We start from the raw sequence: 20,613 nt of genomic DNA on the forward strand, positions 1-20,613 counted from the left end.
AAAGGTGCGCCTATGCTGACCCTTCATTGCCCCTATTGTGGCACAGATGCCGATGAAACCGATCTGCATGCGGGCGGGCAGGCGCATCTGAAACGGTACGGCCCCGGATCATCCGATGACCAGTTCGAGGATTACATGTTCATGCGCGAAAACCCAAAGGGCGTGCATTTCGAACGCTGGCGGCATGTTTACGGCTGCGGCAAATGGTTTTTGGCCGCCCGCTGCACCGCCACGCTGGAAGTCTTCGGCACCTATCCCGCGCAGACAACGGAACCGCCGCCTGATCTGCGCGCCAAAATATCCGCCAAACGCCCCGGCTGGACATGGGGAGATTTCGCATGAGTACGCGTCTTGCGGGGCATGGTCGCCTGATCGACCGCACAAAGCCTGTCAGTTTCACCTTCAACGGCAAGAATTTGCGCGGTTTCGCGGGCGATACGCTGGCCTCTGCCCTGTTGGCCAATGACCAGATGCTGGTCGGGCGGTCGTTCAAATACCATCGCCCGCGCGGCGTTGTCGCGGCAGGCGCCGAAGAACCCAATGGTCTGGTCAATCTGGGGCAGGGTGCGGCTTTCGAGCCGAACCAGCGCATCACCACGACCGAGCTGTTCGACGGGCTGACAGCCACCAGCCAGAACCATTGGCCGAGTTTGGAATTCGATGTCGGTGCGATCAACACGCATCTGTCACGGTTTCTGCCTGCGGGCTTTTACTATAAAATGTTCATGTTCCCGCGTGCCTTTTGGAAACATGTCTATGAGCCGTTCATCCGGCAATCCGCCGGTCTGGGCCGCGCGCCCAAGGACCGTGACCAAGACACCTATGAGCATTTCAACCTGCATGTTGACGTGCTGGTCGTGGGTGGCGGGATCGCGGGGCTGGCCGCGGCGCTGGCCGCAGGACAGGCCGGCGCGCGGGTTCTGCTGATCGAACAGACCGCCGATTGGGGTGGCCGCGCTGTCGTGGACGGGGCGCAGATCGACGGGATGGATGCAGCGGATTGGATTAAATCCACGCTGCAAGCACTTGATAAGATGTCAAATGTCACGATCCGTGCACGTTGTATGGGCGCGGGTGTGTATGATCATGGCTATACTTTGGCCTATGAACGCCTGACCGACCATGCGCCCGATCAGGATGGCCCGCGTCACCGGCTCTGGCGGATCAGGGCGGCGCAGATCGTGACCGCGACGGGTGCGATTGAACGGCCTTTGTCTTTTGCGGGCAACGATCTGCCAGGCGTCATGCTGGCCGGGGCTGTGCGCGATTATGCGGTGAATTTCGGCGTGTCCATCGGGGATCGCACCGTGGTTGTCACCAATAACGATGACGCCTATCGCACCGCGATTGCGCTGAAAGAGGCGGGGCTGGAGGTGCCGGTCATCGTCGATGCACGTACCGCCCCCGCAGGGCCGCTGATCGACCAAGCGCGCGCCTTGGGCATCCGGATTGCCGATGGCAAAGGCATCGCAAAGGTCAAAGGTGGCAAGCGGGTCACTGGCGTGACGCTTTGCGCCCAAGCGGGCGAGGGTGCCGTGCTGGAGGAGATCGCCTGCGATTGCGTCGCGATGTCGGGCGGCTGGTCGCCGGTCGTGCATCTGTGGTCGCATTGCGGTGGCAAGCTGGTCTGGGACGATGCGCAGGCGATGTTCCGCCCCGATACGGCCCGCCCGCCGACGGGTGCTGATGGTGCCGGTTTCGTGATTGCCGCAGGGGTGGCCAATGGCCATCTGCGCAGCGCTGACGTGCTGGCTGACGGGATCGCCGCTGGCAAGGCCGCCGCGCATGACGCGGGTCATAAAAAGCGTATCACCGCCGCCCCTGTGGCGACCGATGCCGACGAAGGTCGGATGGCCCCCGTCTGGATGATGCCGCAAGGGGCAAGCTATGCGCTGCGGTCCAAGACATGGCTGGATTTCCAGAACGACGTGAAGGTGACCGATGTCCAGCTGGCCGCGCAGGAAGGGTTTGAGTCCGTCGAACATGCCAAACGCTATACCACGCTCGGCATGGCAACGGATCAGGGAAAGTTGAGCAATATCAACGGCCTTGCTGTGCTTTCCAATGCGCTGAACATGGCGATCCCGAATGTCGGGACGACGACATTCCGCCCGCCTTATACGCCGATTTCGATGGCGGCGATTGCGGGTGCGGCACGCGACGGCGTTTTCCAGCCTTTGCGCAAGACGCCGATGTCGGATTGGCACACTGCCAATGGCGCGGATAACGAACCCGTGGGCCAGTGGCGCAGGCCCTTTGCCTATGTCCGCACCGGTGAAAGCGTCCATGATGCGGTCAACCGCGAGGTCACCAATGCGCGCAGCAATGTCGGGCTGCTCGATGCGTCGACCCTTGGCAAATTGATCGTCAAGGGGCCGGATGCGGGCAAGTTTCTGGATATGCTTTACACCAATATGATGTCCAATCTGGGTGTCGGCAAATGCCGTTACGGGCTGATGTGTTCGGAAAACGGGTTTTTGATGGATGACGGTGTCGTTGCGCGGATGTCTGAGGATACCTGGCTTTGCCACACCACCACCGGGGGTGCTGACCGTATCCACGCCTGGATGGAAGACTGGCTGCAATGCGAATGGTGGGACTGGAAAGTCTATGTCGCCAATGTCACCGAACAATGGGCGCAGGTCGCCGTGGTTGGCCCAAAGGCCAAGCTGCTGCTCGACAAGCTGGGTGGCACGGATCTGTCGGCGCTGCCGTTCATGCAATGGCAGGCGGGGCAGATCGGCGGATTTGATGCGCGGGTGTTCCGGATTTCGTTCTCGGGCGAATTGTCCTATGAAATCGCCGTGCCTGCGGGGCAGGGCCGTGCCTTTTGGGATGCGCTGGTAGATGCGGGTGCGGAATTCGGGATCATGCCTTATGGCACCGAGGCGCTGCATATCATGCGCGCTGAAAAAGGGTTCATCATGATCGGCGATGAAACCGATGGCACGGTGATCCCGCAGGATTTGAACCTGCATTGGGCCTTGTCCAAGAAGAAAGACGATTATCTGGGCAAGCGCGCCCATGCCCGCAGTTTCATGGACAACCCCGACCGCTGGCGGCTGGTGGGGCTGGAAACGCTGGACGGGTCGGTCCTGCCGGACGGGGCCTATGCGATTGCTGACGGCAGCAACGCCAATGGCCAGCGCAACACGCAAGGGCGCGTGACATCGACCTATCATTCACCCACGCTGGGGCGCGGGATCGCGATGGGCCTTGTGCATCGCGGCCCTGACCGGATGGGCGAGGTGATTACCTTTAACACCGTGGATGACGCCAAGACCGTGCAGGCGCGCATCGTCGATCCGGTGTTTTATGACAAGGAAGGGGCAAAGCAGAATGTCTGATCCCATCAGCGCCTTGCAAGGCCGCAGCACCGCAGGCGAGGTCACGATCCGCGAGGCGGGACTATGCGGCATGATCACCCTGCGCGGTGAGCTGTCAAACGCCAAACTGCGCGCGGTGTGCAAGAAGATCACGGGGCAAGCTTTTCCTGAAAAAGCGAAAATTGCCCTGGGCGAAGATCGCGGTATCGCCTGGATGTCACCAGATGAAGTGCTGGTGATGCTGCCTTACGCAGAGGTGACAGATGCCTTGGCGCAGATTGATGCGGCGCTTGCGGGACAACATTACCTTGCAGAAAACGTGTCGGACGCGCGCGCGCTGATCCATGTTGAAGGTGGTTTTGCGCGCGAAATCTTGGCCAAGTTGACCCCCGCCGATCTGCACCCGGCCACATTCGGCACGGGTGATTTTCGCCGCAGCCATCTGGGGCAGGTCGCTGCTGCGTTCTGGATGGTGGATGCGGATACATTTGCTGTGGTCTGTTTCCGGTCGGTTGCGGATTATGTCCATGACCTGCTGGTGGCTTCGGCCAAGGCAGGCCCTGTCGGGGTGTTCTGAGCGCCAGATCCCGCGCGGGGCGCGGGGCCTCCGGCGGGGATATTTGGGCTCCAACGATGGGGGAAAAGGGTGTGCGCCCTTGACCTTTGCGCAGCCGGGGGCCACCTAAAGGGCAACGCAATGCTGAACAACACAGAGGACTGACCATGTCATTCACCCTTCCCGATCTGCCCTATGCCCATGATGCGCTGGCCGCCAAAGGCATGTCTGCCGAGACGCTGGAATTTCACCACGATATCCATCACAATGCCTATGTGACCAATGGCAACAAGGCGATTGAAGGCACCCAATGGGCCGGCAAATCGTTGGAAGAGATCATCATCGGCACCTATGACGCGGCCGCCGTCGCACAGAATGGGATCTTCAACAACATCAGCCAGCTGTGGAATCACAATCAGTTCTGGGAAATGATGACCCCCGCCGACAGCAAGATCCCCGGCGCGCTGGAAAAGGCGCTGGTGGAAAGCTTTGGCTCGGTCGATGAGTTCAAGACGCAGTTCAGCGCCGCTGGTGCGGGCCAGTTCGGGTCCGGCTGGGCCTGGCTGGTGAAAAAGGCTGATGGGTCGTTGGCGATCACCAAGACCGAGAATGGCGTGAACCCTTTGTGTTTCGGCCAGACCGCATTGCTGGGCTGTGATGTCTGGGAACATTCCTATTACATTGATTTCCGCAACAAGCGGCCTGCCTATCTGACCAACTTCCTCGACAATCTGGTCAATTGGGAAAACGTCGCCGGCCGGATGTAACCGCCGTCTGAGCATAGACAAGATCAAAGACCCGTGGGACATGTCCTGCGGGTTTTTTCTTTGGGGGATATGCGATGGGGCCGGAACTCGCAGCGATCAAGGCGGCGGCGGAGTGTTTACGCGATGTGGTGATCGCCACGCCGGTCCTGCCGCTGACATCAGCGCGCTGGGACGGCGTTTTGCCCGATTGCGCAGGCGTGACGGTCAAGCTGGAATTGTTCCAGCAGGCGGGATCGTTCAAGGCGCGCGGGGCCTATCTGGGCATCGCGGGGCTGGATGCGGGCCAGCGTGCTGCAGGCGTTGTCGCGGCCAGCGGTGGCAACCATGCGCTGGCTGTCGCTTGGGCAGCGCGCGCGGCAGGGGTGGATGCGCTGATCTGCATGCCGCGGGCCACTGATCCCGCGCGCATCGCAGGCTGCGAGGCTTTGGGCGCGCGTGTGTCCTTGCATGATGATATGGCTGCGGCCTTTGGCGCGATGAACGTCGCCGCCGCGCAGGGCCGCGCCTTGCTGCATCCGTTCGAGGCGCGGCATATGGTGCTGGGGGCGGCTGTCTGTGCGCTGGAATATGTCACGCAGGCCCCTGATCTGGATACATTCGTTGTGCCTGTCGGCGGTGGTGGGCTGATCTCGGGCATGGCCTGTGCGATCCGCCAATTGCGCCCCGATGCGCAGGTGATCGGGGTCGAACCTTATGGTGCCGACAGCATGTTCCAATCCTTGGCGCAGGGCGCGCCGGTCACGTTGGACAAGATCGCCACCATTGCTGACAGTCTGGGCGCACCCATGGCGCTGCCTTATACGTTCGGGGTGGCGCAGGCCCATGTTGACCGGATTGTGCGGATCGACGATGCAGCGATGTTGCGCGCGATGGAGATTTATCAATCCATTCTGCGGATCACCGCCGAACCGGCCTGTGCCGCGTCGCTTGCCGCGATCATCGGGCCATTACGGCATGATCTGGCCGGGCGGCGCGTGGGGATCATCGCCTGTGGGTCCAATATTTCGCTCGCCCGCTATGCCACGCTGATGGCAGCGTTATAGCGCGTCTTGCAGCGCCTGTTCCAAGGCGCTCACATCAGCCGCCACGCTGACGAAGGCGAGGATATCATCGCCCGCGAAACCCTGCGCCACGACATGGTGCATCAAGGCGAGCAGCGGGTCCCAGAAGCCCGCGATATTGAGCAAGACAATCGGTTTGCGGTGCAGGCCCAGCTGGCGCCATGTCAGCACCTCGAAGAATTCATCAAGGCTGCCCGCCCCGCCCGGCAGTACGACCACCGCGTCGGCATTCATGAACATGACCTTTTTGCGTTCATGCATGGTTTCGGTCACGACGAAACTGTCCAGATCACGCTTGCCCACCTCGAGCGCCAACAGATGGGTGGGGATCACCCCAAAGGTGCGCCCGCCGGCCTGCTGCACGGCCTTGGCAACCCGTCCCATCAGCCCGACGTCACCTGCGCCATAGACCAGCCGCCAGCTGTTGCGCGCCAGCATTTGGCCGGTTTCGGTCGCCGCCTGCGCATAAGCGGGGTTGGTTCCGTCCCGAGAGCCGCAATAAACACACACTGAGCTTGGAAAATCGGACATCGCTACCCCTTTGATGCAGCTTGGCTTTGACCGCTCATAGCGGGGTTGCTACATTGTCTCAATGCTGTGGGCGGATTTTTGCCGGTAAGACCGGGACGGGGTGTAAGGCGTGGACGATCAGAATAAATCGCAGGTGGGTGCCTGGGCGCTGGGGGCTTTGGCGGCTGCCGTGCTGGGGGCGCTGGTTTTAATCCTGCTGCCCGCACCATCCCCGACATTGCCCGTATCGAGCGTGGCTGCGCCGGAAGCCACGGCGCCGATGCCTGCGCCAGAACCAGAACCAGAACCAGAACCGGTTGTTGCGGCCCCTGTTGTGCCGGCATTTGATACGTTCCGGCTGGACCCTGACGGATCAATCATCGTGGCGGGCCGCGCGGCACCCGAGCAGGTTGTGGATCTGATTCTCGGCGGTGTCGCGATTGCGCGGGCGACGGCGGATGCGACCGGCAGTTTCGTGATGCTGGCCGGTGCCGGTCCGGCCGATCAGCCACGCCGTCTGTCGCTCTTGGCTGATCCTGACGGGGCGGCGGTGCCATCGCAGACCAGCTATATGGTTGCGCCGATTGCCCCCGTGGTCGTGGCCGAAGCAGCGCCAGAGATTGCTCCAGAGACGACCCCGCAGATCGCACCACAGACTGCTGCAGAGGCCCCGATTGATCCGCCCACCGAGGAGGCTGATCTGCCCGAGACCGAAATAGTCCAGATCGCCCCCGAACCCGCACCGCCGCCGGTGGTGCTGGAAACCGGCGCGGATGGCGTGCGCGTTGCACAGGGGGCCGCTGTGCTGCCGCAACCCAATGTGGCGCTGGACGCAATTACCTATGATCCTGCCGGCGCGGTGGAGCTGACAGGGCGTGCCACTGGCGATGGCGAGGTGCAGGTTTATCTTGATAACGAATCTGTCGCGGCCGCGCCGGTGACGGCGGGTGGCGATTGGAGCATCGCGCTGCCCCCTGTGGCAACAGGTGTCTATACGCTGCGCATCGACGAGGTGGATGCGGATGGCACCGTCGTGTCGCGGATGGAAACGCCGTTTCAGCGCGAAGAACCCGCCAGCGTTGCTGCTGTCATGGCCGAAGACACGGCGCGGGACGGGTTCGAGGTGGCGGTGCGCACGGTCCAGCCCGGATCGACGCTTTGGGCGATTGCAAAAGAAAGCCTTGGCGCGGGAATCCTGTATGTGCAGGTGTTCGAGGCGAACAGTGATCTGATCCGCGACCCCGACCTGATCTATCCCGGACAGGTGTTTCGGATTCCCGATATCGCGCAGTAGCCTTGCGGCTCTGGTCAATCGACGGGCGGAGCCCTAGTAACGTCTCAGACCGCGGAGACAGCTATGCGCCCAACCACCCATTCCGATACGAACCTTGGCAATACCCGCGTGCAGGGCTGGTCCGTCATTCGCCGCGTGATGCCCTATCTGTGGCCGCAGGGGCAGGGCTGGGTCAAACGGCGGGTGATAGGCGCGATGCTGGTCCTGCTGTTGGCCAAGGTGATCGCGGTCGGCACACCGATCCTGTATAAACAAGCGGTGGATGCGCTGGCCCCTGACGGGGCGACAGCGGCCACCGTGCTGGGGTTGGGGGCGGTCGGGCTGACGCTGGCTTACGGCTTTGCGCGGTTGATGAACGTGGGCTTTCAGCAATTGCGCGATGTGATCTTTACCCGCGTCGGCCAGCGCGCATTGCGGCAATTGGCGCTGGAAACCTTTACCCATATCCACCGCCTCTCGCTGCGCTATCACATCACGCGCAAGACCGGCGGGCTGTCGCGTGTGATTGAACGCGGCGTCAAGGGCGTGGATTTCCTGCTGCGGTTCCTGCTGTTTTCGATGGGGCCGTTGATGCTGGAACTGGCGATGATCTCGGTCGTGTTGTTTTACCTGTTCGACGTCTGGTATCTGGCCGTCGTTGTCGGGACCATCGCACTTTATGTCTGGTTCACCTTTACCGTCACCGAATGGCGGGTGAAAATCCGCAAGGTGATGAACGATCAAGACACCGATGCGAACCAAAAGGCGATTGATTCGCTGCTGAATTTTGAAACGGTCAAATATTTCGGCGCCGAAAAGTGGGAGGCCGACCGTTACGACCGCGCCATGGCGCAATATGAAACTGCGGCTGTCCGCACCAATTATTCGCTGGCTTTCCTGAATTTCGGCCAATCGGTGCTGATTACCGGTGGTCTGGTGCTGGTCATGGTCATGGCCGCCATTGGCGTTGAACGCGGTGATCTGACGGTGGGCGATTTCGTCATGGTCAACGCCTATATGATCCAGATCACCATGCCGCTGAATTTCCTTGGCACGGTCTACCGCGAGATCCGCCAAGCGCTGATCGACATGGGCGATATGTTCGATCTTTTGGGCCAACCGGCCGAGGTGAATGATGCGCCCCATGCCAAGCCCTTGGCCGTCACCGGCGGGCGCGTCACCCTGCGCGATGTCACCTTTGGCTATGATGCGGGGCGCGGTATTCTCAAGGGCATTAACCTTGATGTCGCGCCGGGCCAGACGGTGGCCATTGTCGGATCCTCGGGGTCAGGCAAATCCACCATCGGGCGGCTGTTGTTCCGGTTCTATGACGTCACGGGCGGTGCCTTGCTGATCGACGATCAAGACGTGCGCGATGTGACGCAGGACAGCCTGCACGCGCAGATCGGCGTGGTGCCGCAGGATACCGTGCTGTTCAACGACACGGTGCATTACAACATCGCCTATGGCCGCCCCGATGCGGGTGAGGGTGAGATCATCGCCGCCGCGAAAGCCGCCAAGATCCATGATTTCATCACCAGCCTGCCGGATGGTTATCAGACCACCGTAGGCGAGCGTGGCCTGAAACTGTCAGGGGGCGAAAAGCAGCGCGTGGGCATCGCGCGCACCTTGCTCAAGAACCCGCCGATCCTGCTGCTGGACGAGGCGACGAGTGCGCTTGACACCGAGACCGAGATGGAAATTCAGGCTGAACTCAAGGCGATGGGCCAAGGCCGCACGGTCATTACCATCGCGCATAGGCTGTCCACCATCGCCGATGCCGATCTGATCGTGGTGCTGGAAAACGGCGTGATCGTGGAACAGGGTCGGCATGACGCATTGCTGGTGCAGGACGGACGCTATGCGCATCTGTGGAACAGGCAGTCCGAAGAAGAGGCGCCAGCGGTTTGACGCGGCAAAGCACCTGCGTGATCCGGTCGGGAACAACCCCGAACGACGCAATATCGTAGGGCGGGGTTCACCCCGCCTTGCCAAAGAAAGAAAACCACCATGCCTGATACATTGCCCCCATGCCCTGACTGCGGCGCGCGCTTTACCTATGCGGTGGATGCGCTGCTCAATTGCCCTGCTTGCGGGCATGAATGGTCGCCCGATGCGGCGTTGGATGCGGCCGATGTGATCCGTGACGCTGTGGGCAATATCCTGCAAGACGGCGATACCGTGACCGTGATCAAGGACCTCAAGGTCAAAGGATCATCCACCGCCCTCAAGGTCGGCACCAAGGTCACCGGCATCAGGCTGGTCAGCGGCGATCACGATATCGACTGCAAGATCGCGGGCTTTGGCCAGATGGGGCTGAAATCCCAATTCGTCAAAAAGGTGATGGATTAGGGTCCAACGCTATTCCGCCGCCTGCAACGGCGATCTGCTGGCAACTGGTGCCGCGTCATCCTCGACCCAGATCACCTCTGGTGCCTTGATGCGTGCGGCTTGCCTTGCCAGCGCCCAGTCGCGGGCGGCACGGCTGCTGGTGCCCATCGACAGTTTTGCCATCAATTGCGCTGCCCATTGCACATAGGTCACAAACCAGACCCGCGCCGCCAGCATCGAAGGGGTGAAGACCAGCGTCAGCACCGTTGCGATACCAAGACCAAAGACCACGGCCGTGGCCAGTTGTTTCCACCAAAGTGCTGTCGGGCTGTCGATTGAATAGCCACCATTCATGAAATCAAGGCTCAGGCCGAACATCATCGGCGCCAGCCCTGCCATTGTTGTGATTGTGGTCAGCAACACGGGGCGGATGCGATCCTCGGCGGTGCGGGTGATCGCCTCGGTCTTGGGCATATAGCGGCTGTAATCCTGATAGGTGTCGATCAGGATGATGTTGTTGTTCACCACGATCCCCGCAAGCGCCACGATCCCCGTGCCGGTCATGATGATGGAAAACGCCTGATCCATGACCAGCATCCCCACCAGCGATCCGGCGGTGGACAGCACTACGGCCAGCAGCACCAGCACCGAATTATAGATGCTGTTGAACTGCGCCAGCAGGATGATGAACATCAGCCCCAGCGCCCCGGCAAAGGCGGTCATCAAAAAGGCACCGGATTCGGCCTGCTCTTCCTGATCGCCGGTCCATTCCCAGGCGACGCCGGCGGGCAGCGGGTTATCGGACAGCCAATCGGTCAGCATGGCGATCCGTTCATTGGCGTTCAGCGGGGTTTCGGTGATGGCCCCATCCGCCACCAATTGCGCAAAGCGATCCGCCGTGGTGCCATCCAGCAGCGTCACATCACCGTAGCGCGCCATGCCGGTCGCGCTGCGGTCGACCTGTGCGACAGCCACCGCGCTGCCATCTGCCAGCAGATTGGTCAGCCCGCTGGTGACGCCCGCTTTGACGTCGAAATAGCGTTGCTGGTCGATCCGGTCGATCTGCGCCAGTTTGGCCACCGGCGTGCGGGTGATGAAATTGGACAAAGGCACCAGCCCGTCCGCCGTGCGCACGCGCAAGGTATCGAGCGTGGACAGCACGCGGTCCTGTTCAGGCAGGCGGACGCGGATTTCGATTTCCTCGTCCGAGCTGTCAACGCGCATCGTATCGAGCAAGATGCCCCGCGTCACCAATTGTACCATGCCACCGACGCTGGCCACATCCGCGCCAAACCGGCCTGCGGTCGCCACATCGACGTCGATCTGCCAGTCGATGCCGGGCAGGGGCAGCGAATCTTCGATCGTGATCAGGCCGGGGGTCTGCGCGAAATGGGCGCGTGTGATCTGGGCGGCGCTGATCAGATCATCCCAATCGTCGCCTTTCAGCCGCAGATGCACAGGCTTGCCCGAGGCGGGGCCGCGCGCCTGTGCCAGAATCTCTGTCTCGATCCCGGGGATGGTGTTCAGCTGGTCCTGCAATTGCGCCAGCACCAGATCACCGTCAAGTGCGGCGATACCGGCGCGGTCTTCCCAGGGGATCGTTTCCAGCTGGACCTGTCCAATCGTGTCGCGCGGGGTGCTGGCGCCGCTTGCATCGGTGTTCAGCCCGCCGTCACCGGCAAAGGAAAACGCGGTAATCACGCCCGGATGTGCCAGCACGATCTGTTCGGCCTGCCGGACCAGCGCGTCCTTTTCGGCCAGCGACAGGTTGCCGCGCGCGCGCACATAGACAATCGCCTGTTCGGGTTCGGATTCGACAAAAAATTCGACCCCGTTATTATTGGCACCGTAATAGCCAAAGATCGACACCACGGTAAAGATCACCGCGGCGATCGTGACCAGCGGCATCACGGGATTGCCGACGATGAAATGCATGACACGGCCAAAGGGCGAGCGCTGATAGCCAGCCTTGATCCGTTTGGCGGGCCGTTCGATCCGTGCCGCACCCAGCGTGATCGACAAGCCGACCGCCCCCCCCAGAAACAGCACGATCCCGGGCAGGGATGCGACAAAGCCCGTTGTCTGGACAGCATCGCCCGACAGATAGGCCGGGTTCAGCACCAGCATCGCGCCGGTAAAGACTACCATGATCGCAGGCACCACCAGCGCCGCACAGGCGGCCCATGGCAGGCGCGCGCGCAACATGTCGGATGATTTGCCAAAGGCGCGGCTCATCCGGCCGGTGACGCCGCCCATGACGGGCAGATAGACCAAAGCCACGACCAATGACGCGCATAGCACAAAGATCAAAGTGACCGGCAACATCCCCATGAACTGCCCCGGCACGCCCGGCCAGAACAGCATCGGCAGGAATGCGCAAAGCGTGGTCGCGGTGGATGAAATGATCGGCCAGAACATCCGCTTGGCAGCCTCGGTATAGGCCGACATCGGGCCGGTGCCTTCTTGGATGCGTTTGTCGGCATATTCGACAACGACAATGGCCCCGTCCACCAGCATCCCCACGGCCAGAATCAAGCCGAACATGACGATGTTGGAAATCGTGATATCCATCACCGCCAGCAGGGCGAAACATAACAGGAATGACGTGGGGATCGCAAAACCCACCAGCAGCGCCGAGCGTGTCCCAAGCGAGGCCAGCACCACGATCATCACCAGCGCGATGGCGGTCAGCACCGAGCCTTCCAGCTGGCTGACCATCGAAGCCACGCTGCGCGACTGGTCGTTCGATGTGCCGATGGTGATTGCCGCGCGCAATTCGGGCGACCATGTGGCGCGTTCAGCCGCGACCGCGTCGCGCACAAGGGCGGTGGTGTCGATCAGGTTGAACCCCTTGCGCTTGACGACCTGCAAGGCCACCGTATTGACCCCGTTGAACCGCGCGACGCCAACGCGGTCTTCGAATGTCAGGCGGATCGTGGCCAGATCGCCAAGGGTGACGATACTGTCGCCATTGGTCTTGACGGGCAGGTCATAGACATCCTGCGGGCTGTTGAACGACGACGGGATCTTGACGGCAAATGTGCCTTGGGCTGTGTCCACTTCACCCGCAGCGATCAGCATGTTGTTATTGGTCACAACCCCGATCAATTCGCCTGCCGTGACGTTGTAGGTTTCCAGCCGCAGCGGGTCGATCAGCACCTCGAGCATTTCGTCGCGCTGACCGGCCAGCCCGGCCTCGAGCACGGCATCGATGTTTTCGATGCGGTCTTGCAGGCTTTTGGCGGTGCGCAGCAGGGTGCGTTCCGGCACATCGCCGGTCAGGTTGACGATGATGATGGGAAATTCGGAAAAGTTGATTTCCGTGATGGAATATTGGTCGGCACCGGCAGGAAAACTGGCCTGCGCGTTGTTCATGGAAGACCGGATATCGGCGATGATCTTGGTCTTGTCCCAGCCGAATTCGAATTCCAGCGCCATGCCGGCAAAGCCTTCGGCGGCGGTGGCGGTCATGGTTTTCAGCCCGTCCAGATCGGACAATTCGGTTTCCATCGGCCGCACCAGCAGCGTTTCGCTGTCGGCGGCGGAAATACCGGGGAAGGGGACCGAGACGAATACCGCAGGGATTTCGATGTCAGGCTCGCCCTCTTTGGGCAGGCTGACATAGGCGGCACCCCCCGCGATCAGCGACAGCGCGATAAAGGCCAGCACCATGCGGGCGCGCGATGCGGCCCAATCGACAATCCCGATCATTGGTTGGCCTCTGCGTAGGTTGGCACGATTGGCACCCCATCAATGACGAATTCCTGCCCCAGCGTGATGATATCCACCGCATCGGGCAAACCTGCGACCCAGACGCCCTCGGCGGTGTCGCGCAGCAGGGTGACGGGCATGAATTGCGCGGTCATGTCAGGGCCGACGATCCGCACGCCCAGCGTGCCTGCATCATTCAGCGTCAGCGTAGATTGTGCGATCAGATGCGCCGATTGCCCGTCGGCCGCGACGATGATTTCGGCGCTCAGCCCGTCGCTGATTGCCAGATCGGGGTTCGGCACGGTCACTTCGACGCGAAAGGTGCGGGTGACGGGATCGGCACTGCGCGACAGGAATGTAACCTCGCCCACAACCTCTTGCTGGTCAGAGAATCGCCCGCCTGCCGTCGCCCCGACAGCGATCCGGCCCACGTCCGCCTCGGGGACAAAACCGACCAGACGGATCGGGTCCAGCTGGATAATCGTCGCACAGGGCGCGCCGGGCTGCATCAACGACCCAAGCTCGGCGGTATCGGTTTCCAGCAAGCCTTCGAAAGGGGCAGTGATCACAAGGCGGGCAATGTCGCGTTCGGCGCTTGCGACAGCGGCTTGGGCCGATTCGATTCCCGCCAGCGCGGATGACACCGCGCTGCGCGCGCGCTGCACGCCGGCACTGGCCGACTCCATCGCCGCCTGCGCGCCCACGACACGGGTTTCAGAGGCGAACCCATCCTGTGACAGCGCGCGTGCCGCGTTGAGATTGATCTCTGCCTCGCGCACCCGCGCCTGCGCTTCGATGACGCCCGCCTCGGCCTCGGGGACGCGGCTTTGCGCCTCGGACAGGCGGGCGCGCGCCTCGGCCAATGTGGCGGCGCGCGTGCCGGGGTCGAGCGTGCAAAGCGTATCGCCCGCGTTTACAAAACTGCCCTTGGGCAGAGGTTCTGACACCACAAGGCCGGATGTTTCCGCGGCAACCGTCACGTCGCGCGCCGCTGCGGTCTGGCCGCGCAGCAAGACCGCGCTGTCGATTGCTTGCGCCTGCGCGCGGATTGCAATGACGCCAATCCCTTGCGCTGTGGCCGTGTCTGACATTGCGACGGTCACGGGGGTGTCGCTGTCGGCACCCGCGAAACCCAGCAATTGGTCCCGTTGAAACACAATCAGATACAAAATAGCCGCGACAACCACAGCCGCAAACATCGACATCAAGCGCATTGACGGGCCTTTCCAGACTTTAGACACAGGCATCAAAGTACGCCTGATGATAATACGCGCAAAATGCGCGGGTGGATCACGTTTTAAACTGAACCATTCAGTTCAAGTTATGCTGGCATTAACCTGCCGACAAGCGAGAATTTGGTGCCTTGGGGTGGCAATCTGCGCTCTGCTCTTGTCCAGTAGGCGGGCTTCACGATATGAACCCTGCAATGATCATGCCGCTTGCGGCGCAAAAGGGGGCCGGGATGAGCAATCCAGACAGCTTTATCGACGAAGTCACCGAGGAAATGCGCCGTGACAAGCTGTTTGGCTATCTGCGCCGCTATGGCTGGGTCGCGGTGCTGATCGTGCTGGGGATCGTCGGTGGCACAGCCTGGAATGAATACCGCAGCGCACAAGACCGCGCCGCAGCGCAGGCGGCGGGCGATGCCTTGCTCGCGGCCTTGGCCGAAAATGACGAAGCGGCGCGTGCGACGGCGATGGCTGCGGTGACTGCCGCAGGCAATGCCGCCGTAATCACCGCGCTGCTGACGGCATCGACGCAACAGCAGGCAGGACAGGCCGAGGCCGCCGCCGCAAGTTTAAGCGCGCTTGCCACCAATGCCGACACCACTGCGATCTACCGCGATCTGGCGGCGATCAAGGCGGCGATGCTGCCTGTGGGGGACATGCCCGCCCGTCTGGCCGCGCTTGCGCCTTTGGCCCAGCCTGGCCAACCCTTTCGGCTGCTGGCGCTGGAACAGATGGCCTATCTGACGCTGGAAACCGGTGATCAGACCGGCGCGGTTGCGATCCTGCGCCAGATTGCCGAAGATGCCGCCGTGACCCGTGGCCTCTCGGACCGGGTGCAGACCCTGCTGATTGCGCTTGGTGAAGACGCGGCGGGTGCCGCATTGGCGCAGTAACTGGCCGAAAAAACGGATTGGACCCCCCATGACCCTGAGACCCTTCATTGGTGCTGCCTTCGTCCTGTCGGTACTGGCTGCTTGTGGTGAAGAGCAGATCATCCTGCCCGGCGACCGGTTCGACATCCGCGACACAGCCCCTGTGGTCAACCAGACCCTGCCCTTGGCGCTGCCCCAGGCGCAGGTCAATGCCGACTGGACCCAGCGTGCGGCAATTCCGGCGCATCCTGCCCTTGGGGCGGCATTGCAGCCTGTTTTTGTTGCCGATATCGGGCAGGGTGACAGCCGCCGTGCGCGCCTGACAGGCGAACCGGTGGTCGTCGACGGCGTGATCTATACCGTTGATTCCGGCGCGACGGTGACAGCGACCGGGGCTGCCGGCCAAACCATCTGGCAGCGCGACCTGACACCTGACCGTTTCAACGCGGGGCAGGCATCGGGCGGGGCGGTGTCTTTTGGCGGCGGGCGAGTCTATGTCACGACCGGATTTGGTGAAATCAGCGCGCTAGACCCCGCCACGGGGGCGGTGATCTGGACCAAGACGCTGAACGCGCCGGTCAATGCGCCTGCGACCATCAACGGTGATCTGGTCTATGTCGTGGCCCGCGACAGCACGGCTTGGGCGCTGGATGCCGCAACAGGCCTGACGCGCTGGCAACAAAGCGGCACGCCGTCACTGACGACCTTTGCGGGCAGCGCCGCCGTTGCGGTCAGCGGTGAAACCGTGGTGATTCCATTCCCGTCGGGTGAAATACTGGCCACCTATCCTCAGGGCGGGCTGCCGCGCTGGACCAATGTCGTAGCGGGTGACCGGCTGGGCCGTGCCGCCAGTCTTGTCAGCGATATCGCCGGTGCGCCGGTGATCGACGCGGGCCGCGTCTATGCCGCAAGTTTCGGCGGACGCAGCGTTGCCTTTGATATCCGCGACGGCAGCCGCATCTGGACTGCGGGCGAGGGGGCTGTTGGCCCGATCTGGCCTGCGGGCGGGTCGTTGTTCATGGTCAATGATATCAGCGAACTGGTTCGGCTTGATGCCGCCACCGGCGCGCCTGTCTGGCGCGTGGACCTGCCCGATTTTGAGGGTGACAATACCGGCCGCCAGCGCAGCGTGATCGCGCATTTCGGCCCGGTACTGGCCGGGGGGCGGTTGATTGTGGCCTCCTCTGACGGGGTGATCCGGCAGTTTGATCCGGCCTCTGGCGCGTTGATCGGCACGATTGGCTTGCCCGGTGGGGCGGCTTCGGCGCCGGTGGTGGCGGGCCAGACCCTTTACGTCATCAGCAAGACAGGGCAACTGCACGCTTTCCGTTAGGCCCTGAATGGTGTAGCGGACGCATCTAGCGCGTCAGGAGCCGTAGATATGACCTTTACCCTTGCCATCGTGGGCCGTCCCAATGTGGGAAAATCCACCTTGTTCAACCGACTTGTCGGCAAGAAACTGGCGTTGGTCGATGACCAGCCCGGCGTCACCCGTGATTTGCGCGAAGGCGAAGGGCGGCTGGCCGATCTGCGGTTCACCGTGATCGACAGCGCCGGTCTGGAAGAAGCCACCGACGACAGCCTGCAAGGCCGGATGCGCCGCCTGACCGAACGTGCGGTGGAAATGGCCGATGTCTGCCTGTTCATGATCGACGCGCGGGCCGGTGTTCTGCCTGCCGATCAGGTTTTTGCCGATATCCTGCGCAAGAAGAACGCAAATGTCATTCTGGCCGCGAACAAGGGCGAAGGCCGCGCCGCTGATAACACCATCCTCGAGGCCTATGCGCTGGGTCTGGGCGAGCCGATCCGCATTTCCGCCGAACATGGCGAAGGCATGGGCGAATTGATGGATGTGCTGCGCCCGATTTCCGATGCTTTCGAGGAACGCGCCGCATTGGACGCGCCCGAAACCGATGTCGATGTGGGCGAAGACGACGAAGATGCGCCGCGCGTGCCGACCATCGCCAAACCTTTGCAGATTGCCGTTGTGGGCCGCCCCAATGCGGGCAAATCCACCCTGATCAACAAGATCATCGGCGAGGAACGCCTGCTGACCGGACCAGAGGCGGGGATCACCCGCGATGCGATTTCCGTGAAACAGGTTTGGGCGGGGCCGGACGGTATTGGCGTGCCGATGCGGATCTTTGATACCGCAGGCATGCGCCGCAAGGCCAAGATCCATGAAAAACTGGAAAAACTGTCAGTGTCGGACGGCCTGCGCGCGGTAAAATTCGCCGAAGTCGTGGTTGTCCTGCTCGACGTGGAAATCCCGTTCGAACAGCAGGATTTGCGCATCGCAGACCTTGCCGAGCGTGAAGGCCGCGCCGTGGTGATCGCGGTGAACAAATGGGACACCGAGGACGACAAGCAGGACAAATTGCGCGAATTGCGCGAAAGTTTCGAGCGCCTGTTGCCACAGCTGCGCGGTGCGCCTTTGGTCACGGTATCCGCCAAGACGGGCAAGGGCCTCGATAAGCTGCAACAGGCGATCATGCGCGCGCATGACGTCTGGAACCGCCGTGTGACCACCGCGCAATTGAACCGCTGGCTGATCGGCATGCTGGAACAGCACCCGCCGCCCGCCCCGGGGGGCAAGCGGATCAAGATGCGTTACGCCACGCAGGTGAAAACCCGCCCGCCCGCATTCGTGGTGATGACATCGCACCCTGATCTGATGCCCGAAAGCTATAAACGCTATCTGGTCAACGGGTTGCGGGCTGATTTTGATATGCCGGGTACGCCGATCCGGCTGTATCTGCGCGATCAGGGTGACAAGAACCCCTACAAGGATAAAAAATCCTCGCAGCCGTCGCGCCTGTCAAAGCATCTTAAGAAATAGGGCGGCCCGTGGTGGTGATGGTCAGGATCGTCATCACCGCGATACCCGCCCCCGCCAGCAGGCTGACGCCCAACGCGGCGGTGCCATTGGCCATGATGATCGCGAACAAGGCCCAGATCACTGTCAGCCCATACCCCGGCGCGCGGCTGCGCCATTGGGTGATGACCGCCACGCCAAGCGCCGCGATGATCCCGACATAGGCCCAGCCCAACGCGCCCATCAGCACGCCGTATCCCGCCGCCGTGCTGCCCAGCGACACGAATGCTGCTGCCGTCAGCCAGCCCGCATAGATCGACACTGGCGCGCGCAGCCAGTACCGGTCGGCCTTGGGTGCGACCAATACGGCGACGATCGCAGGCACCGCCATCGCAAAAATCAGCACCGTCGCCCAGATCGGGCTGACGTTGGCGACCGCCAGCCACGGCGTGCCGAGCGCAAGGCTGAGCAGCAACGGCAGGCGGACCCGGTCCCAAGCCCGCGCGGCAGGCCGTTTCCACAGCCCGTAAACCGCCGACACAACCAACCAGCCATAGATCAGCCCCCAGATCGCAAAGGCATAGCCCGCAGGCTGGATCGGCGGGTCGATCTGCGGGATCGGCAATTGATCGGCACGAAAGCCGCTGAACGGGCTGGTAAACAGGGGCGAGGTGACGAATGTCACCGTGAACAGCAGGGTCAGATAGGCCCGGATATGTGTCATTCGAGCATACCTTCGGCCGTGATCCGCGTCTTGCCGCGCAGATAGGGGTGCAATGCTGCGGGCAGATCGACCGATCCGTCCTCTTGCTGGCCGTTTTCCACCACCGCGATCAGGGTGCGGCCCACGGCCAACCCCGATCCGTTCAGCGTGTGGACGAATTCGGGCTTGCCGCCGCCTGCAGGGCGGAAACGCGCATTCATGCGCCGCGCCTGATAATCGCCGCAGACCGAGACAGAGCTGATTTCGCGGTAGGTATTCTGGCCCGGCAGCCAGACCTCGATATCATGGGTCTTGGTGGCACCGGCACCCATGTCACCGGCACACAGCACCACGGTGCGGTAAGGCAGGCCCAGCCGTTCCAGCACGGTTTGCGCGCATTGCGTCATGCGATCATGTTCGGCGGCACTTTGGTCCGGGGTCGTGATGCTGACCATCTCGACCTTTTCGAACTGGTGCTGGCGCAGCATCCCCGATGTGTCGCGGCCTGCCGATCCGGCCTCGGAGCGGAAGCAGAGCGTGTGGGCGACATGGCGGCGGGGCAGGGTGGATTCGTCCACCGTTTCGCCATTGACGATATTGGTCAGCGTGACTTCGGCGGTGGGGATCAGCCACCAGCCATTGGTGGTCTGATAGCTGTCTTCGCCGAATTTGGGCAGCTGGCCGGTGCCGTACATCATGTCTTCGCGGACCATGACGGGGGTGATGGTTTCTGTCAGCCCGTGCTCCTCGACATGCAAATCCAGCATGAATTGCGCCAATGCGCGGTGCAGGCGCGCGACAGCGCCGCTCAGCAGCACAAAGCGGCTGCCGGACAGTTTTGCGGCGGTTTCAAAATCCATGCCCTGTTTGATACCCGCGATGTCGTAATGTTCGACCGGCGCAAAGCTGAAGATGCGTGGCGTGCCATGACGGCGGATTTCGACATTGTCGGCCTCGTCCTTGCCATCGGGGATAGAAGGGTCGGGCAGGTTGGGCAGCGTGGCCAGCAGGTCGCTCAGCGCCTGATCTTTCGCTTTCGCCTCGTCGTTCATGGCGGCGATGCGGGCCTTGCTGTCGGCGATCAAGCCACGCAGGCGGTCGAATTCGGCGTCGTCGCCGCGCGCCTTGGCGGCGCCCACATCCTTGGACGCTTTGTTCGCCTCGGCCTGCGCGGTTTCGGCGGCAAGGATCAGCTTGCGCCGCGCCTCGTCCAGATCAAGGATCGTGGCCGCGACAGGGGCCAGCCCGCGCCGGGACAGGGCCGTATCAAACGCATCCGGAGTGTCGCGGATTGATCGGATATCATGCATGGGCTTGTCCTTGGATTGGTCGTTTGCGCGACATATGCCGCAGTTTGCGGGCAGAGGAAAGTAGGCCAGATCACGCCCACCCCCAAAGCTGGCGCAAAAGTGCGCCCCGCGCGGGCCTGCCCGATTGCATCCGGCGCACCCTTGCCCCA

Annotated in this window: 16 protein-coding genes; 11 read left to right on the forward strand and 5 right to left on the reverse strand. The window is 62.3% G+C overall.

The genetic code is table 11. The features are described from left to right. The first annotated feature begins 12 nt into the window (after window positions 1-12). From ACPF9B_RS04510 to ACPF9B_RS04530, 5 genes are all read left to right on the forward strand, one after another. The gene (locus ACPF9B_RS04510; protein WP_040483158.1) at window positions 13-342 is read left to right on the forward strand and encodes a sarcosine oxidase subunit delta; all 330 of its coding nucleotides are present in this window, start codon (window positions 13-15) and stop codon (window positions 340-342) included. Further along, a complete protein-coding gene (locus tag ACPF9B_RS04515; protein ID WP_424179529.1) occupies window positions 339-3,347 on the forward strand; it encodes a sarcosine oxidase subunit alpha family protein in 3,009 nt (1,002 codons plus the stop codon). The genes ACPF9B_RS04510 and ACPF9B_RS04515 overlap by 4 nt, the downstream gene beginning before the upstream one ends. Then, window positions 3,340-3,903, forward strand: a complete 564-nt coding sequence (locus tag ACPF9B_RS04520) for a sarcosine oxidase subunit gamma (RefSeq protein WP_424179531.1) — start codon at window positions 3,340-3,342, stop codon at window positions 3,901-3,903. Before ACPF9B_RS04515 ends, ACPF9B_RS04520 begins: the two co-directional genes overlap by 8 nt. A gap of 146 nt (window positions 3,904-4,049) precedes the next feature. Then, window positions 4,050-4,649: a superoxide dismutase gene (locus ACPF9B_RS04525; protein ID WP_424179533.1), complete on the forward strand. Its 600-nt coding sequence runs from the start codon at window positions 4,050-4,052 to the stop codon at window positions 4,647-4,649. A 74-nt stretch (window positions 4,650-4,723) separates the two neighbouring features. Further along, window positions 4,724-5,692, forward strand: a complete 969-nt coding sequence (locus ACPF9B_RS04530) for a threonine ammonia-lyase (RefSeq protein WP_424179535.1) — start codon at window positions 4,724-4,726, stop codon at window positions 5,690-5,692. On the opposite strand, the gene ACPF9B_RS04535 is transcribed toward ACPF9B_RS04530, so the two are convergent. Further along, a complete protein-coding gene (locus ACPF9B_RS04535; protein WP_424179537.1) occupies window positions 5,687-6,241 on the reverse strand; it encodes a TIGR00730 family Rossman fold protein in 555 nt (184 codons plus the stop codon). The genes ACPF9B_RS04530 and ACPF9B_RS04535 overlap by 6 nt on opposite strands. 109 nt (window positions 6,242-6,350) lie before the next feature. Here ACPF9B_RS04535 and ACPF9B_RS04540 point away from each other — a divergent pair, with 109 nt between their 5' ends. The 3 genes from ACPF9B_RS04540 (at window position 6,351) to ACPF9B_RS04550 (ending at window position 9,845) form a co-directional block, all read left to right on the forward strand. Continuing rightward, a complete protein-coding gene (locus ACPF9B_RS04540) occupies window positions 6,351-7,514 on the forward strand; it encodes a LysM peptidoglycan-binding domain-containing protein (RefSeq protein ID WP_424179539.1) in 1,164 nt (387 codons plus the stop codon). 63 nt (window positions 7,515-7,577) lie between these two features. Continuing rightward, window positions 7,578-9,404, forward strand: a complete 1,827-nt coding sequence (locus tag ACPF9B_RS04545; protein WP_424179541.1) for an ABCB family ABC transporter ATP-binding protein/permease — start codon at window positions 7,578-7,580, stop codon at window positions 9,402-9,404. A gap of 99 nt (window positions 9,405-9,503) precedes the next feature. Continuing rightward, window positions 9,504-9,845, forward strand: coding sequence for a zinc ribbon domain-containing protein YjdM (locus ACPF9B_RS04550; protein ID WP_007205142.1), 342 nt, complete (start codon window positions 9,504-9,506; stop codon window positions 9,843-9,845). Window positions 9,846-9,854: 9 nt separating this feature from the next. Here ACPF9B_RS04550 and ACPF9B_RS04555 read toward each other — a convergent pair whose 3' ends face one another. Further along, window positions 9,855-13,535: an efflux RND transporter permease subunit gene (locus ACPF9B_RS04555; protein ID WP_424179544.1), complete on the reverse strand. Its 3,681-nt coding sequence runs from the start codon at window positions 13,533-13,535 to the stop codon at window positions 9,855-9,857. Then, window positions 13,532-14,749, reverse strand: a complete 1,218-nt coding sequence (locus ACPF9B_RS04560) for an efflux RND transporter periplasmic adaptor subunit (protein ID WP_424179546.1) — start codon at window positions 14,747-14,749, stop codon at window positions 13,532-13,534. Before ACPF9B_RS04560 ends, ACPF9B_RS04555 begins: the two co-directional genes overlap by 4 nt. A 248-nt stretch (window positions 14,750-14,997) precedes the next feature. On the opposite strand from ACPF9B_RS04560, the gene ACPF9B_RS04565 reads away from it, so the two are divergent. The 3 genes from ACPF9B_RS04565 to der are packed head-to-tail and all read left to right on the forward strand — an operon-like array spanning window position 14,998 to window position 18,475. After that, window positions 14,998-15,657: a tetratricopeptide repeat protein gene (locus ACPF9B_RS04565; RefSeq protein ID WP_424179548.1), complete on the forward strand. Its 660-nt coding sequence runs from the start codon at window positions 14,998-15,000 to the stop codon at window positions 15,655-15,657. A gap of 28 nt (window positions 15,658-15,685) precedes the next feature. Further along, on the forward strand, window positions 15,686-16,969 hold the full coding sequence (locus ACPF9B_RS04570) for a PQQ-like beta-propeller repeat protein (protein WP_007205138.1): 1,284 nt from the start codon (window positions 15,686-15,688) through the stop codon (window positions 16,967-16,969). A gap of 48 nt (window positions 16,970-17,017) precedes the next feature. Then, window positions 17,018-18,475 carry a ribosome biogenesis GTPase Der gene (gene der, locus ACPF9B_RS04575; protein ID WP_007205137.1) on the forward strand — a complete coding sequence of 486 codons (1,458 nt, stop codon included), beginning with the start codon at window positions 17,018-17,020 and terminating at the stop codon, window positions 18,473-18,475. Here the strand turns inward: der and ACPF9B_RS04580 are convergent. Beyond that, the gene (locus ACPF9B_RS04580; protein ID WP_424179551.1) at window positions 18,465-19,175 is read right to left on the reverse strand and encodes a hypothetical protein; all 711 of its coding nucleotides are present in this window, start codon (window positions 19,173-19,175) and stop codon (window positions 18,465-18,467) included. The two genes, der and ACPF9B_RS04580, sit on opposite strands and share 11 nt — an antisense overlap. Next, window positions 19,172-20,464 (reverse strand): serine--tRNA ligase, encoded by a 1,293-nt coding sequence (gene serS, locus ACPF9B_RS04585; RefSeq protein WP_424179553.1) that lies wholly within the window; start codon window positions 20,462-20,464, stop codon window positions 19,172-19,174. The genes ACPF9B_RS04580 and serS overlap by 4 nt, the downstream gene beginning before the upstream one ends. Window positions 20,465-20,613 lie beyond the last annotated feature (149 nt).

Source organism: Yoonia sp. TsM2_T14_4 (assembly GCF_049602355.1).
Lineage (GTDB): Bacteria > Pseudomonadota > Alphaproteobacteria > Rhodobacterales > Rhodobacteraceae > Yoonia > Yoonia vestfoldensis_A.

Bases quoted from the DNA above. Each gene is read 5' to 3' on its own strand.
- ACPF9B_RS04510 (WP_040483158.1), top strand. From the start codon at position 13: ATGCTGACCCTTCATTGCCCCTATTGTGGCACAGATGCCGATGAAACC.
- ACPF9B_RS04515 (WP_424179529.1), top strand. From the start codon at position 339: ATGAGTACGCGTCTTGCGGGGCATGGTCGCCTGATCGACCGCACAAAG.
- ACPF9B_RS04520 (WP_424179531.1), top strand. From the start codon at position 3,340: ATGTCTGATCCCATCAGCGCCTTGCAAGGCCGCAGCACCGCAGGCGAG.
- ACPF9B_RS04525 (WP_424179533.1), top strand. From the start codon at position 4,050: ATGTCATTCACCCTTCCCGATCTGCCCTATGCCCATGATGCGCTGGCC.
- ACPF9B_RS04530 (WP_424179535.1), top strand. From the start codon at position 4,724: ATGGGGCCGGAACTCGCAGCGATCAAGGCGGCGGCGGAGTGTTTACGC.
- ACPF9B_RS04535 (WP_424179537.1), bottom strand. From the start codon at position 6,241: ATGTCCGATTTTCCAAGCTCAGTGTGTGTTTATTGCGGCTCTCGGGAC.
- ACPF9B_RS04545 (WP_424179541.1), top strand. From the start codon at position 7,578: ATGCGCCCAACCACCCATTCCGATACGAACCTTGGCAATACCCGCGTG.
- ACPF9B_RS04550 (WP_007205142.1), top strand. From the start codon at position 9,504: ATGCCTGATACATTGCCCCCATGCCCTGACTGCGGCGCGCGCTTTACC.
- ACPF9B_RS04555 (WP_424179544.1), bottom strand. From the start codon at position 13,535: ATGATCGGGATTGTCGATTGGGCCGCATCGCGCGCCCGCATGGTGCTG.
- ACPF9B_RS04560 (WP_424179546.1), bottom strand. From the start codon at position 14,749: ATGCGCTTGATGTCGATGTTTGCGGCTGTGGTTGTCGCGGCTATTTTG.
- ACPF9B_RS04565 (WP_424179548.1), top strand. From the start codon at position 14,998: ATGAGCAATCCAGACAGCTTTATCGACGAAGTCACCGAGGAAATGCGC.
- ACPF9B_RS04570 (WP_007205138.1), top strand. From the start codon at position 15,686: ATGACCCTGAGACCCTTCATTGGTGCTGCCTTCGTCCTGTCGGTACTG.
- der (WP_007205137.1), top strand. From the start codon at position 17,018: ATGACCTTTACCCTTGCCATCGTGGGCCGTCCCAATGTGGGAAAATCC.
- ACPF9B_RS04580 (WP_424179551.1), bottom strand. From the start codon at position 19,175: ATGACACATATCCGGGCCTATCTGACCCTGCTGTTCACGGTGACATTC.
- serS (WP_424179553.1), bottom strand. From the start codon at position 20,464: ATGCATGATATCCGATCAATCCGCGACACTCCGGATGCGTTTGATACG.